The organism is Paenarthrobacter sp. 10L420 (assembly GCF_056395385.1).
The window spans coordinates 1-13,690 of sequence record NZ_JBFTJK010000028.1 but is presented as its reverse complement, the minus strand read 5'-3'; the positions used below and the strand labels follow the sequence as shown (position 1 = coordinate 13,690).

Sequence of the window (13,690 nt, the reverse complement as noted above, 5' to 3'; positions counted from 1 at the left end):
TCCACGGCCCGCATTCCGTTAAGCTGGCACTATGTCCGACGCTTCGGAACGCAAGATGTTCAAACATTCCGGAACTGCCCTGCTGTTCCGCGGAATCCTGGCCGTGCTCTTTGGACTCTTAGTGGCATCTTTGCCAATAGCCACGGTCTTCGGACTGGTTTTCGTTTTCGGTGTCTTCGCAATCGTGGACGGCCTCACCAACGTGGCCCACTACTTTTACGACCCTTCACGCCATTCCGGCTGGACGATGGTGGGCGGCTTCATCTCCATCGCCGCCGGTTTAGTGGCGGTTGCGTGGCCGGGAATCACAGCTGCAGCCCTTGGCATCCTGATTGGACTCTGGGCCTTGGTCCTGGGGCTTTCCGAGATCATCTTCGCGTTTGCAGCAAGGAGCTCCGTCAATGGTTGGAGAGTCTGGCTGCTGACGGGTCTTGTGACGGCGCTTTTTGGACTGTTTGTCCTGATCAACCCCGGCTTCGGGTTCCTGGGCGTGGTGGGTTTGCTGGCAGCCTTCTCCGTAGTTGCGGGGCTGTTGTTGATCGTTTGCGGCGTCAAGATGCGCAGGGGCGCCTCGTCTTCGTTCATGTACGCCCACTGATCGTCTGTGTCGCGGCAGGCGTGCCGCAGCCCAGCAATCCTTCATGAGGGGATGCGCTGGGCGCCAAGTTCGGTAAGTTAGTGGCTGTGAAGATAGCTACCTGGAATGTGAACTCCCTCCGTGCCCGTGCCGACCGCGTTGAAGCGTGGCTTGAGCGCAGTGACTGTGATGTCCTGGCCATCCAGGAGACCAAGTGCAAGGACGATAACTTCCCGTGGGAGCTCTTTGAGCGCATGGGCTACGAGGTTGCGCACTTCGGCGTGAACCAGTGGAACGGCGTCGCCATCGCCTCGCGTGTTGGACTGGAGGATGTAGAGCGCACCTTCCTGGATCAGCCGATGTTCGGCAAGGCCGGCAAGGATCCCGCGCAGGAAGCCCGAGCCATCGCCGCAACCTGCGGCGGCATCCGCATCTGGAGCCTGTATGTTCCGAATGGCCGCTCGCTGGACGACGAACACATGCCGTACAAGCTCAAGTGGCTTGACGTCCTTCAGGGCAACGCCGCAGAGTGGCTCAAGTCCGCGCCTGCAGCACAGGTCGCACTCATGGGCGACTGGAACATTGCACCGTTCGATGACGACGTCTGGGACATCGAACTGTTCCGCAACAACAACTACACGCACGTCAGCGAGCCGGAGCGCGCCGCTTTTCATGCCTTCGAAACCGCCGGCTACACCGACGTCGTCCGCCCGTACACACCCGGCCCCGGCGTCTACACCTACTGGGACTACACGCAGCTGCGCTTCCCCAAGAAGGAAGGCATGCGCATCGACTTCTGCCTGGCTTCCCCGGCCTTGGCAGCCCGGGTTACCGGCGCTTCCATCGACCGCGAGGAACGCAAGGGCAAGGGCGCCTCGGACCACGCTCCCGTGATCGTGGAGCTTGCAGACTAATCACCGCTGATGGAAGAAAGGGGCCGGCTGGAGATGACTGGAAACCTGTACAGGGGCCAGGCAGGACTGCCGTTCTCTTCGTCCCTGCGCATTTACGAGCCCCTTGAGGCTTTTCCTCCCGAGCAGCAGCGCCAACTCGTGGCGGACAGCAGCAAGATACGTTCCCGCGCCGCCGTCGAAAATGCGGAGCTCCAAGCCTCGCTGGGCCGCATCACGCGGACCGGCGGGGACCCTTTCCCCACGGGGCGGACTGATTTGGTGCGAATGACGCGGGTCCCTGGCGGGCGGCACACTGCGGTGGACAGTGCCACAGACGCGACCGCTGGCGCGTCACCGCAGGATAAGGACGCCCACGACGCCGGACGGCTGCTTTACTGCCCCAGCCAACTGGTGATTCGGGCAGGGTTGGCAGCGAACGCCCTCATGGATGGTGTGCACAGCCCGCTGGCTGATCTGCTGATTCCGGTTTCGCAGCGGGACAAGCATCAAGCCAGGATTGATCGCATCAACGCCGGGGAAGAAGCCAAGCGTGTCCATACTCGGGCCTCCACCTGGGGTATCCCTTTTAGTTGGTTCTCGCTTTTCGCTGAGTCTGACCGCAAGGATGTGGTCGAGTCGGATGGGCATATCCTCACGGTCCGGGTGTGGACACCGTTGACGGAGGCCCTGGACCGGGCACGCTTTGCTGTAGCCCACCTTGCCTTGGCAGCTCCGGACCTGGACATGCTGGACGATCTCACGCAGCTCACCGAATGGCTGGAGTTGTTCCACGTCCAGTCCATGGTGGAGTTGGATTACGGGGCTGTGGCGGACAAGGTGTACCCGGACGAATCGCCCATGGATGTGCGCCTCGGTATCGAATGCCTGGCCGAGGGAGATATGACGGGCGCGGCTGCAGCTTATCGCCGGCTGGCCTCGCGCTGGATCCCCATCCGGCAGTTGGCGCGGGCCTCGTAGCCTTTCTTTACCGGCTCTTTACCGGCACGGCGGTGCCGTTGTCTCCCGGACAATCAGTTGGTGCGGCGCTACCTCTGAATGCACTGCACCTGCAATGCCATCGAGTTCATCCAATAGCATCTTGGTTCCCAGCTCGGCTTGGTTGTCCGGCCGTTGACCCACGGTTGTGAGGCCCATTGCTTCGGAGAAGTCGTGATCGTCGATGCCGATGACTGAGAGGTCCTCCGGCACGCGAACGCCGTGACGCGTGGCTTCGAAGATGACTCCCATGGCCATCTCATCAGAGGAACAGAAAATAGCTGTTGGCTTGCGTCCGGGTTGATTCCAGAGCCGAAGGAATGCCTGCTGCCCGCTGGCAACTGTGAAGTCACCCCATTCGTCCCATTCAGGACGGACTTCCAAGCCGGCGTCGGACATGACTTCCTGGAAGGCGCGGATCCGGACACGGGGAACGTCGAAGTTCAGGTCTGTCTCGTCGTCGCCGTGAAGCAGCGCGATGTCCTTGTGTCCCAAGTCCAGCAGATGCCGCACGGCTGTGGACGCGGCGTCGTAATCGTTAATACCGATGTAGGCGCAATCCTCAACGTGCCCGCCAACCACTACCAGCGGGATGTCGATCTTGTGGAGGTGTTCCAGTTCGTCCTCGCTGAGCGCCATACACAGCACCAGCAGCGCGTCGATCTGTTTGTAGACCATGGTGGAGCTGAAGAGCCGCTCGCGATTGCTGCCATGGCCGCCGAGGTTGAACAGGGAGAGGTTGTACTTGCGCGAGTGCAGTTCCCTGTCCGCGCCTTCTATTGCTTTGGAGAAGAACCAACGGCTGACGAAGGGCGCCAGGACTCCGATAGTGCGCGTGCGCCCAGTGGCCAGTCCCGACGCCGACGACGACGCCACATAGCCCAGCGACGCCGCGACTTCCAGGATCTTTTCACGCGTTGCAGGCGAAACCCGGGGCAGCCCCCTGACAGCCCTGGACACGGTGGCCGTAGACACTCCCGCTGCTGCTGCGACGTCCTCGATGCTGACGCCTGTATGACCACCGCGCTGGGACCTACCCGTTGTTCGTGTCACAGGCCCCCCTCTCCGGCTGCCTTTACTTCGCCGTTTTCTTATCTTTCGGCGAAGAATCAGTCTATTTTGTGCAGGGCTTGGTTACGCAGCGGAGTCATCCGCTGCGTAACCAACGCTGCAATTGTCTAGCCCTTGAGACCGCCGGACAGCAGGCCTCGGACGAAGTACCGCTGCAGGCCGAAGAACACCAGAAGCGGAATGATGATCGAGACGAAGGCCGCAGCCGGGTTCAGGTAGTCCCTGGCACCGCGCGTACCGGAAATCTCGGCCAGACGCTGGGTGATAGGTGCTACGTCGGCCGTTCCACCGGAGAACACCAGTGCAACCAGGAGGTCGTTCCAGACCCACAGGAACTGGAAGATCGCCAGTGAAGCCAGCGCCGGAACGGAAAGCGGCAGGATGATGCGCCAGAAAATGGTGCTGTGTCCCGCACCGTCCACCCTTGCCGCCTCGATAACTTCACCAGGAATCTCGGAGATGAAGTTGTGGAGGAGGAATATACCCAGGGGAAGCCCGAACATCGTGTGCGCGATCCACAGCTGCGCGTACGAACCCGCCGGCAAATGCAGGGTTTGCGTAAAGAGTTGCAGGAGCGGAATCAGTGCCATCTGGAGCGGAATGATCTGCAGGGCGAACACGAAAATGAAGAGTGCGTCGCGCCCCTTGAACTTGCCCCACGCGAACACGTAGGCGGCCATGGATGCCAACACCAGAACAAAGATGGTGACCGGGATGACGATCGCTACGGAGTTGGCGAAGTACTGGGACAGGTTGGCAGATTGCGAGCCTGCCGGGGTAAGGACGTCCGTATAGTTCTTGACTGTGAAGTCCCAGTCCAGGAAGGCATTCCACCAACCGTTTGAGCGGGGGCCCACCTGCTTCGGGGCAGGACGGAACGAGGTAACAAAGAGTCCAAACGTCGGGACAGACCACACGACGGCGATGATGATCGCTGCCGCTGTTGCCCACTTGGAAGTGAGCTTGGTCTTGACCCTGCGCATCATCGGCTGGGCGTCCTCCGTGGGGTCCGATCCAGGACGCTGCCGGGTGGCGGCCTTGGACGCCTCTTTCGGGGCTGGCGTGGCTGTCAATGGATCTCCCTTTGCTTGCGAAGGACTCGAGCGTTGTACACGACGATGGGCAGCACCATGAGGAACAGGATCAGGGCCAAAGCGGCACCTCGTCCTGGCTCACCGGCGCGGAAGGCTTGCGTGTACATTTCGTTGGCCACAACCGACGTGTCGTAGTTACCGGCCGTCATGGTTCGGACGATGTCGAAGACCTTCAGCGTGGCGATCGTGATAGTAGTCAGGACCACCACCAGCGCCCCACGGATACCCGGGACCGTAACGTTGCGGAACTGCTGCCAGGCGTTGGCCCCATCCAAACGGGCTGCCTCGATGAGTTCCACCGGGACACCCTTGATGGCCGCGGAAAGAATCACCATGGCAAAGCCTGTTTGGATCCACACCATCACGATGATCAGGAAGATGGTGTTTTCCGGGGCGTCCAGGAGGAACTGCTTCGGGTTCATTCCCATGGCGTCGCGGATGAAGTTGATGACACCCGTCTGTTCAATACCGGGGCCGCGGTAGTCATAAACGAGCTTCCAGATGATGCCGGCTCCTACAAAGGAGATGGCCATCGGCATGAAGACCAAGGACTTCAGAACCCGCTCTCCACGGGCCTTATCGATGAAGACGGCGTAGGCCAGCCCAAAGCTGGTCGACAACAGGGGAACCAGGATGGTCCAGATGATGGTGTTCCGCAGCGTGGTCAAAGCCTCAGGCTGCGTGAACATCCAAACAAAGTTATCGAACCCGTTGCCTTGGCCACTGGCATCCGTGAAGGCCAACATTGACGTCCGTACAGCGGGATACACAAGGCCCACCAGCATCAGGATTCCAGCCGGAGCCAGGAATCCGGCCACCGTTACCTTGTCCTTGACCGACTTTGGTGCCCTATCCACCACGAGCATGAGGATGCCGATAATTGCGGCAAAAATCGCCAGGGCGATCACTACTTGAAGGAGTTTTCCTCCGATAAATTCCATACCCAACCTCCGGGGCGTGAGTGAATCACTAAGTTCCGGGAAACACACTGCCTCCCCGGCTGGGCAAACCAGCCAAGGGAGGCAGTGCCTTCGGAGTTAGCCCTTGGGCCAGCTGGACTCGATGCTGTCAGTTACCTGCTGCGCAGAGCTGCCGTTGATCCAAGCAACGATGCCCTTCCAGAACGAGTTGGAACCCACGGCGCTCGGCATCAGGTCCGAACCGTCAAAACGGAAGACGGTCTTGGGATCCTGGAGGAGCTTGATGGACTGCTTATCCAGGGCGGACTGTGCATTGTTCGGGTCAAGGCCCTTGTTTGCACTGATGGCACCGCCGAGCTTCACGCGGTTGTTGGCGAAGTCCGCGCTAGCCATGAATGCCAGGTAAGCCTGGACTTCAGGGGTGTCCTTGTAAGCAGCAACCGACTCGCCACCACCGGTGATGGCTGTGCCCTTGGATGCATCCACCGGCGGCGTCATGAATGCCCAGACGTCGCCGTCCTCGGCCACGTTGGTACCGGCAGGCCAGTTGGCTGCCTGGAACGATGCCTGGTGGTGCATGGCGCACTGTCCGTCCAGAACGGGCTGACCGGCCTGGGCAAACGCGGTGCTCAGGATCGAGCGCGGGTCACCGAAGCCACCGTTTACGTAATTCGGGTTGAGGAGGATATCGCCAACCTTGTTGAAGGAGTTGACGATCTTGGGGTCATTGAACGGAATCTGATGCGTGATCCACTTGTCATAGACTTCCGGGCCTTCGGCACGCAGGACAACGTCCTCGATCCAGTCGGTACCAGGCCAACCAGTGGCTTCGCCCGATTCAAATCCGGCACACCATGGCTTCATGGTCTTGTCGTCCGCGATCTTCTTGGTCAGGTCCATCATTTCATCCCACGTCTTGGGGACTGTCCAACCCTTGTCCTTGAAGGTCTTGGGCGAGTACCAGACGTATCCCTTGACGTTTGCAAGCATCGGGGCGGCGTAGAACGTGCCATCCACCGTGCCGTACTTCTTCCAGTCTGGGGACCAGTTCTTGTCCACAAGATCGGACACAGCCTTGGGAGCGGGCTTCAGGTAGCCGGCCTTTGCCTGGGTGGCCAGAAGACCGGGCTGCGGGAAGATCGCGACGTCAGGGGCCGTACCGGACTGGGCCCGGACGCCGATCTGGGTCTCGAACTCCTTGCTGCCCTCGTACTTGACCGTAATGCCGGTGCACTTTTCGAACTGTGCCCAGGATTCCTCGAGGTTTGTCGCTTCGACGTCGACGATCGTGGAGTACACGGAGACGGTCTTGCCGTCATGCTTGCCGTAGGTGTCGTAGGCCGAACAGTCATTCGACGCCGTGCTTCCGCCGCCGCCGCTGTTTCCGCTACATGCGGACATGGTAAGTGCCAGAACGCCGGCCGCTGCGACCGGGAGCAGGTACTTGGATTTTTTCATGCTGAAGACTCCTCGCTGAGTACAAGAAAATCGTGGCGCGATTTGATGTGGTGGGCCTCACACTAGTCATGATCAAGGTGGGAATGCAAGCGCTTACACCTAACGTAACCACAACGATACAAAGTAACCTTTGCATCGTAACGGAGCGACCAGGCTGGTGCCGGAACCACTCGCCGTCGAAAGGAAGCCCCTGCCGCGCCGCGAGGAATACATTGGCCGAGCAGGCACGTCATCAGATTTGGTTGCCCAGTGTTGCCTATGCAACAGTGGGAAGTGTGGATGAACTTGAAGCACTCCAGACCATTGGCCGCCTGATCAAAGAAGAGCGCTTGGCCCAGGGGCTGAGCCAGGTGCAGTTGGCCAAGCAGGCTGGAACCGCCATCAAGACTGTCCGGACGCTGGAATCCGGTACGCGGCGAACCCAGGAAATCAATCAGCGCAAGCTTGAGCACGCCCTCGGATGGCGCGCTGGCTCGGTGGCTGAAGTACTCAAAGGAAAATCCAGTTTCGCTCCGGACCAGATCACGCCGGACGACATGCGCAGCGGCGAGGATTCACGGCAGTCTTCGGGGCCCCGCGTCATGGTACCGGCAGCCCCTATCGCCCGCGCCTCGCATCTTTCAGACGAGGAGCTGCTCGCCGAACTGACCTACCGGATGATGCACCGCAACAGGGGCTAGCTGGTTGCTGACAGTTGCTGCCGGCGAACCATCTCGTTGATCCAAACAGGCGCGAACGGAGAGGTGCAGTTGGGCGGAGTTGGATAATCCTTCAGCACCTCCAGTCGCTCTCCAATACTCAAGGCGCGGGCGCGATGCTCCGGGTGTTCGATGCCGATCTGGGCAAGACAGGTGTTCATCGCCCACTGCAGGCGATCGGGGGCTTCCTTCATCCCGGCTTCAATTGCGTCCAGCAGCCCGATGAGGTCAAGGCCTGCCGGATCCCTCACGATGCGCTCCGACGTCAGCGCCCAACCGGCACTCGCCACCACAGGATCCTTGTCCGCAAACCAGGCGATCCGCAGCCCTTCGGCATACGGACTCTTCTTGACCACGTAGTTCACAAGCCAGTCGTGGACTTTGGGTGTGCGGGCCTCGCGCAGCATGGTGTCCAGCTCGTCGGATCGGAACGACTTGGGCCGGCAGATCAGCAGCGCCAGCAGCTTCGCCGCGGTGTCGTCCGTCGCCCAGAGCTCACGTGAAAGCTCTTGCTGTGTCTTCAAACGCTTCGCGATGGCGCGCAACTTACTGAGGTTCACACCGTGATCGTCACCGTGCTTCTCGTTCACCTCGCGCCATCTCGGGTCTTCCAGCGCGGCCAACTCGGCCATCACGTCAGCCAGCGTCGTCCCAGTCGCGGCACTACCAGTCGCAGTTGTACCAGTCACAGTTGTACCTGTCGCAGTTGTCGCGGCCACTGGAGCCTCCCGTCCATCGCGTGTAAAGCTCAGCCTACTAGGCGTGGGCGTGCTGGTCCCGGGCGCACTGGATCAGCCGCTTAACCACAGCGGGATGGCAGCTCATGGAGTGCAGTCCGCACGTTCCTTGATCTGCCATCCTCGCGCCATGTGGCGTAAAGTCTACTTCCCGCCCTTGAACAGACCTGCGATCTTGGAGCCGAGACCCTTCACGTTTTCGGTAACATCTCCGGCGAATTCCTTGGACTTCTCCGCAACGTCACCAGCAAGTTCCTTGGCGTTTTCCCCGACGTCACCGGAGAAGAATTCCTTGACGTTTTCTGCTGCATCTCCGGCGAATTCCTTGACGTTTTCTGCTGCCGCGCCCGCGAACTCCTTGACATTTTCCGTGGCCTCGCCAGCAAATTCCTTCGCATTTTCAAGCGCCTCGCCAGCTACATCCTTGGCGTTGCCCGCCGCGCCCGCTGCTGCTTCTGATCCCGTGGTTTCTTCACTCATGGTGCTCTCCTTCGTGACGGTTTGAACGCCGATTGTTTTTGGGGCTTTGTCCCGCAAAGCAATCAATCGCATCAGGGAGTTTTTCCCCCTCTGCTTTCAAACTATGGGCATACGCAGCGGTTAAGCAACGCAAAACACCCTATGCGAAATATTCGGCAAAATTAGCGGGGATAGTCACCGAACCCGTTCAGCTTTTGTAAATTTTGCCCGGGCCCCGGACGCCATATGGACCAATACGGGGGTCTTCTTGCCAATCACCAGGTCCAAGGCTTCGACCAGGCGTGAGATTTCGGCAGCTAGGAGGTGCGGTGCAACTCCCTGCCGGGGCTGGATGCGCAGCCTCAATCCCGGCTGGCCTTTGACCTCATAGGTTGCCACAGACGCTCCCGCGAGGTCCGGCCGATCTGCCAGGGCTGCCCGAAGCGCTTGTTCTGCGACTCCGCCACCGATCTGGACCTCACCCTCCACATGGCTCTCGTCGTCGCTGGCCACCAGAAGGTTGGCCCTGCCTTTCCCCTGTTGCGCCAGCCACGCGACCATCGCAATAATAATGGCCACCAAAACCACCCCGGCCACGATCCACAGCCAGCTTTCTTCACGGCCGGGGAACCGGGTTTGCCGGAAAGCCTCCTCCGCACGAGCCCACATGTCCGCGGACCAGCCATGCCACCACGTTGCCACTGCAGGAACGGTGGCCAGTAGCAGAAGCAGTAGACCCACGGCCAGGAGTTTTACGCCAATGATGAAGAGAAGGACCCGGTTAAGGGCACGCGGTGTCCCGTTCACGCGCCCACCACCCCCGAGGTAGAGAGGTTCACCCGAACAGTGGGCATGGGAACGGGCGACATTTCATCGAGCTCGGCCTGCACTGCTTTAAGGACGGCTTCTTCACTGACCCTGCTTCCTGAGGTGGGTCGGACGTTGACCACCACTGATTGCCTGGACACAATCACCATGACCTGTTCCGGTGTCACGTTGGCGGCAGTCCGCGCGCGACGCGCAAGTGCCGAGGCCAGCACTTCGTCATCAACCACGACGGCGGTCCGTGGGTCCCTCAGCAAATGCCGGGCTCGCCTGCCGGGTAATACGGCTTGAAGGAGGAAGAACAGCCCGACCATCGCAACGACAGCACCACTTGCGCCGAGCAGAAGGGGTTGGATGCCCGCCGGAAGGGCGATGATACGCTCCGCTGCTGTACTTGGGTCAACAAGCCACGGCGGTTGCCCGATCGCCCGGAGGGCAGATTCCAGAAGTGCGAGAACACAGAGAATTATCACGAGCACTGCAGCGATGGTGGCTGCTCCTGCCCGGGACGAGTGTGTTTCCCTGCGCAGGATACGGCTCATGGCCGGGTCCTCGCCGGCGATGGGGGTGGCTCCGGAGTCGGTGCCAGAAGGTTCAAAGGCTGTTTCCTGGTCCTGCGTCAACGGACACGGCCTCCCTCTGAAACGTGGGCTCCACTGATCCTGATGTCCACCCGGCTTATGCGAAAACCGCTGAGCCGAGTGACACGCTCCAACACTGTTGCCTTTGCCGCCACGGCACGGTCCCAGATGGAGCCGCCGAAGCCTTGGACGCGCTGCGGATTACGCAGCACCTCACTTAAAGCGGGGATGCTGATAGGTGCCACGATGGACAAAGCCAGCAGACCGTCGTCGTCCGACCAATCGGCGCGGATGTCACCGGGTTCCACGCCGAGAGCCTCGGCGGCCGCGGCCTGTGCCAGCGATGTCAAAGCCTGGGTACTGATCCGGTTATGGCCGGCCAGGCTGGTGGTAGGTTCCACAGCCTCAGCCACGCTCATGACGAAGAGCGCCGGCCCGTAATGGCGTCCAGGACGCTGCGGAGATCGAGCTTGCCTTCAGCTGCACGGCCCAGAAGGGCGCCAATGCCCATAAAGAGCAGCGAGATAAGGAAGCCCCACAGCCCGAACTGGAAGGACATGAACGCCACGAAGGCGCCGATCGCGATTCCCACGACGGTCATGCTCATTGCAGTGCCTCCTTTTCGACCACGACGGTTTTGGGCTTGGGAGGCGGGGCCACATAGACATCGTTGATCTCGATGTTGACCTCGATGACCTGGAGCCCGACGAGTTCCTCAACAGCCCGATATACAGCAGCGCGGACCTGGTTGGCGACGCTATGTAAGGGATGCCCGTAGAGAGCCACAAGGTTGATGTCCACAGCTACTTGGGTCTCCCCCACTTCGGCGCGAACGCCCGCGGCATGGTCCGAACTTCCCACAGCGTCGCGGATAGCTCCTAGTGCGCGGGATGGACCTGAGCCCAGGGAGTAGACGCCTGGAACCGCGCGTGCAGCGATGCCGGCTACTTTTGCTACTGCCGCCTCGGAGATGATGGTGCGTCCGGTACCGAGGACCTCGCCCTCAGGCACAGGGTCGATCTGCAAGTTCTGGTCTGACATCGGGCACTCCCCTTCTCTTGAGTACCACCCTAGCGTCTAGCTCCGACGCTTTGTGAGAGGTGCCCGGAGTGAAGGGAACGCGCGCGGCGACTACTTGCAGTTCTTATCCATCCAGTCCTGGATCGGCTTCATAAGTTGCTCGAACTCGGGCTCCCCGTACTTGCGGAAATCCGTGCCGGCCGACTCCGTATAGGCCCTCAGCTTTTCAAAGCTCGGCTTCAGTTCCTCGGGCACCTTGTCCTGCGTCCGGGACAGTTCCTCCTTGGCCTTCTCTATATCTTCCGGGTCGCCGCCCACCAAGGCCGCCAACGGCAGGATGGTCACGCTCAACATCGCGGCGCTCACGGAGACGCATGCTTCAGACAAGGACGTGAATTCGCCGTAGACGCCGCCCGTGCCTGTAGTCGCGTCCGGGCTTGCACTGATCTCCGCGGTCGGCTCAGTGCTGGATGTTGGGGCGTTGCTGGCGCTTAGGGCGTTCGACGACGACGCTATGGGCGTGGGCTGCGCAACCGGCAGCGGGAAGGAGCAGGCACTGAGCGCCAATGTTGCGCTGAGAAGACAACCGAGCAGCAGCGGGATCGTAATTCGCCGGCCGGCACCTTTCCTGTGATTTCTGCCAAGAAGCCTGGACGTGCTGAAGCGTGTGGTTTCGATCATGGTGTCCCCCGTTGGATTGCCTGCGATGACGAACCGGCGAGGGCAAGACTACGCCCGGCTTGCCGCAGTGAACAGAGGTTGAGTTATCCACAGGCAGTTCACTTCGAGAGGGCCCTTGGAGCCCACCCCACCTAGACTGGCCGACACATCATCAAACAGCCGCTGGGGAGCCTGTCATGCCACGCCTTTCGTTCGCCTCTTTTACCGTTCTCACCGTCCGCATTGCAGCTGCTGCGCTCGGGATTTCACTGCTGCTCACCGGCTGCCAGGGCGGCAGTTCACCGGGTAGCCCACCTTCAGAAACACGCTCGACGACGGCGTCCCCCACCCTGGGTGCCAGCAGCTCAGGCGCTGCTTCAAGTCCTTCTCCGAGCACCGCTCCATCGGGTGTGTATAAGCCCGCAGATGCGAAGGGCAAAGCGCAGAACGTTCCCGTGCCCGTCATGCCCGAGTTGGCGAAGGAGAACACGAAAGAGGGGCTGGAGGCGTTTATCCGGTATTGGTTCGCACTCCTGAGCTACGCGTACGAAACGGGAGACGTCTCCGGGGCGAAGGCCCTCGCGGACGACGGTTGCGTGCTCTGTTCGGACCTTTTCGCGGGAGTCGCGACCAATTATTCGGAGGGTCGCTGGCTGGTCGGTGGTACATACCAGACGCCGATAATTGAGGTTCTCTGGAGGACATCTGCCACATCGCAATCTGCAAAGGCTCAGGTGCTCCAGAAAGAGATCCTCTACATGAACCCGGACGGATCCTATGGACGGGAGCCGACTCCGGCTACCAACGATGCTGCCGCCATCTTTGGGGTGTTCAGGAATGATGCTTGGTTAGCCATCGATCTCGGCGTAATTCGTTGAGACGGTACCCTATGCGCCGACTAGCGACAGTACTTTCGCTGGTTCTTTTATTGCTCACTTCGAAATCTGTATGGGCCTCGACAGAGCCGCCGACACCAAGCCCCGGAACAGGTTTCACTGAACGATCAATTGTGGTCGGCGCGAGATTTCGCCTAAATCCAGATACCGGTGTGCCGTCAATATCACTAAGTTCCGATGCCGCATCTGAAGATCCAAATCAGTACATGCCGGATGTTCACTGCCGTTCGGGAGGAACAGATACTCCGGACAGGGGATGCCTGGCGATGGAATGCCCTGCTAAAACACCCGGCGGTGAAGAAGGAACACCCGTGATCTGGAGGCAGGCACCAAAATCAATCGCAAACCCGCAGTGGACAGACTATCCGGCCATCAGTGGACCCACGTGCCTGTACGACGCCAAACCCGAGAACGTCCTGGCCAACATCGCAGCCCGGATCCTGAACGACTTCCGCCAACTCCCCGTCAACCCAGGAACCCTCGAAGCCCAACCCTTCCCTCACACCCTCAAGGGCGGACCCACGAACTTCTACACCACCGCCACCAAACAAGCCTTCGACGTCACCATCCTCGGCCAAACAGTCCACCTGACCGCATCCCCCGCAAGCTTCACCTACAACTTCGGCGACGCCACCACCCTCGGCCCGACACCGGTCGCCGGCTACTCGATCCCCGAAGCCGACTGGCTCCTCAACGACACCCGCACCAGCCACATCTACACAGCAACAGGGAACTACCCCGCCACCATCACCACCAGCTTCACCGGAACCTACTCCGTGAACAACGGACCCCCACTGCCCATCAA

18 protein-coding genes are annotated in these 13,690 nt (G+C 60.5%); 6 read left to right on the top strand and 12 right to left on the bottom strand.

Annotation, left to right across the window (positions count from 1 at the left end; genetic code table 11):
* Positions 1-31 precede the first annotated feature (31 nt).
* The 3 genes from AC1DD5_RS23620 to AC1DD5_RS23610 all read left to right on the top strand — a co-directional run bounded on the left by AC1DD5_RS23620 (position 32) and on the right by AC1DD5_RS23610 (position 2,448).
* Complete coding sequence (locus tag AC1DD5_RS23620) at positions 32-598, top strand: HdeD family acid-resistance protein (protein ID WP_477522903.1); 567 nt, start codon at positions 32-34, stop codon at positions 596-598.
* 86 nt (positions 599-684) lie between these two features.
* Entirely contained in the window at positions 685-1,491 is an 807-nt protein-coding gene (locus AC1DD5_RS23615) for an exodeoxyribonuclease III (protein ID WP_477522902.1), read from the top strand.
* 33 nt (positions 1,492-1,524) lie between these two features.
* On the top strand, positions 1,525-2,448 hold the full coding sequence (locus AC1DD5_RS23610) for a DUF8083 family protein (RefSeq protein WP_477522901.1): 924 nt from the start codon (positions 1,525-1,527) through the stop codon (positions 2,446-2,448).
* 18 nt (positions 2,449-2,466) lie between these two features.
* On the opposite strand, the gene AC1DD5_RS23605 is transcribed toward AC1DD5_RS23610, so the two are convergent.
* The 4 genes from AC1DD5_RS23605 to AC1DD5_RS23590 all read right to left on the bottom strand — a co-directional run bounded on the left by AC1DD5_RS23605 (position 2,467) and on the right by AC1DD5_RS23590 (position 7,009).
* Positions 2,467-3,519 carry a LacI family DNA-binding transcriptional regulator gene (locus AC1DD5_RS23605; RefSeq protein ID WP_477522900.1) on the bottom strand — a complete coding sequence of 351 codons (1,053 nt, stop codon included), beginning with the start codon at positions 3,517-3,519 and terminating at the stop codon, positions 2,467-2,469.
* Between the two features lie 125 nt (positions 3,520-3,644).
* Positions 3,645-4,610 (bottom strand): carbohydrate ABC transporter permease, encoded by a 966-nt coding sequence (locus tag AC1DD5_RS23600; RefSeq protein WP_442002783.1) that lies wholly within the window; start codon positions 4,608-4,610, stop codon positions 3,645-3,647.
* Positions 4,607-5,572, bottom strand: coding sequence for a carbohydrate ABC transporter permease (locus AC1DD5_RS23595; RefSeq protein ID WP_477517988.1), 966 nt, complete (start codon positions 5,570-5,572; stop codon positions 4,607-4,609). Before AC1DD5_RS23595 ends, AC1DD5_RS23600 begins: the two co-directional genes overlap by 4 nt.
* A 96-nt stretch (positions 5,573-5,668) precedes the next feature.
* Positions 5,669-7,009 carry an ABC transporter substrate-binding protein gene (locus AC1DD5_RS23590; RefSeq protein ID WP_442019191.1) on the bottom strand — a complete coding sequence of 447 codons (1,341 nt, stop codon included), beginning with the start codon at positions 7,007-7,009 and terminating at the stop codon, positions 5,669-5,671.
* A 275-nt stretch (positions 7,010-7,284) separates the two neighbouring features.
* Here AC1DD5_RS23590 and AC1DD5_RS23585 point away from each other — a divergent pair, with 275 nt between their 5' ends.
* Positions 7,285-7,689 carry a helix-turn-helix domain-containing protein gene (locus AC1DD5_RS23585; protein ID WP_442019192.1) on the top strand — a complete coding sequence of 135 codons (405 nt, stop codon included), beginning with the start codon at positions 7,285-7,287 and terminating at the stop codon, positions 7,687-7,689.
* On the opposite strand, the gene AC1DD5_RS23580 is transcribed toward AC1DD5_RS23585, so the two are convergent.
* From AC1DD5_RS23580 to AC1DD5_RS23545, 8 genes are all read right to left on the bottom strand, one after another.
* On the bottom strand, positions 7,686-8,339 hold the full coding sequence (locus tag AC1DD5_RS23580; protein WP_477522899.1) for a DNA alkylation repair protein: 654 nt from the start codon (positions 8,337-8,339) through the stop codon (positions 7,686-7,688). The two genes, AC1DD5_RS23585 and AC1DD5_RS23580, sit on opposite strands and share 4 nt — an antisense overlap.
* Positions 8,340-8,588: 249 nt before the next feature.
* Entirely contained in the window at positions 8,589-8,924 is a 336-nt protein-coding gene (locus AC1DD5_RS23575; protein WP_442002787.1) for a hypothetical protein, read from the bottom strand.
* Positions 8,925-9,098: 174 nt separating this feature from the next.
* Entirely contained in the window at positions 9,099-9,710 is a 612-nt protein-coding gene (locus tag AC1DD5_RS23570) for a hypothetical protein (protein ID WP_477522898.1), read from the bottom strand.
* Complete coding sequence (locus AC1DD5_RS23565) at positions 9,707-10,351, bottom strand: DUF6286 domain-containing protein (protein ID WP_477522897.1); 645 nt, start codon at positions 10,349-10,351, stop codon at positions 9,707-9,709. Before AC1DD5_RS23565 ends, AC1DD5_RS23570 begins: the two co-directional genes overlap by 4 nt.
* Positions 10,348-10,728: a hypothetical protein gene (locus AC1DD5_RS23560; RefSeq protein WP_431117739.1), complete on the bottom strand. Its 381-nt coding sequence runs from the start codon at positions 10,726-10,728 to the stop codon at positions 10,348-10,350. Before AC1DD5_RS23560 ends, AC1DD5_RS23565 begins: the two co-directional genes overlap by 4 nt.
* Positions 10,725-10,916, bottom strand: a complete 192-nt coding sequence (locus AC1DD5_RS23555) for a hypothetical protein (protein ID WP_216922303.1) — start codon at positions 10,914-10,916, stop codon at positions 10,725-10,727. The genes AC1DD5_RS23560 and AC1DD5_RS23555 overlap by 4 nt, the downstream gene beginning before the upstream one ends.
* On the bottom strand, positions 10,913-11,350 hold the full coding sequence (locus AC1DD5_RS23550; RefSeq protein ID WP_477522896.1) for an Asp23/Gls24 family envelope stress response protein: 438 nt from the start codon (positions 11,348-11,350) through the stop codon (positions 10,913-10,915). The genes AC1DD5_RS23555 and AC1DD5_RS23550 overlap by 4 nt, the downstream gene beginning before the upstream one ends.
* 90 nt (positions 11,351-11,440) lie before the next feature.
* The gene (locus AC1DD5_RS23545) at positions 11,441-12,010 is read right to left on the bottom strand and encodes a hypothetical protein (RefSeq protein ID WP_477522895.1); all 570 of its coding nucleotides are present in this window, start codon (positions 12,008-12,010) and stop codon (positions 11,441-11,443) included.
* Positions 12,011-12,186: 176 nt separating this feature from the next.
* Between AC1DD5_RS23545 and AC1DD5_RS23540 the strand changes: the two genes are divergently transcribed.
* Together AC1DD5_RS23540 and AC1DD5_RS23535 are read left to right on the top strand one after the other, a co-directional pair.
* Positions 12,187-12,867, top strand: a complete 681-nt coding sequence (locus AC1DD5_RS23540; RefSeq protein ID WP_477522894.1) for a DUF6318 family protein — start codon at positions 12,187-12,189, stop codon at positions 12,865-12,867.
* A gap of 329 nt (positions 12,868-13,196) precedes the next feature.
* Positions 13,197-13,690, top strand: a 494-nt coding sequence (locus AC1DD5_RS23535; RefSeq protein WP_477522893.1) for a hypothetical protein, incomplete at its 3' end; no start/stop codon positions are given.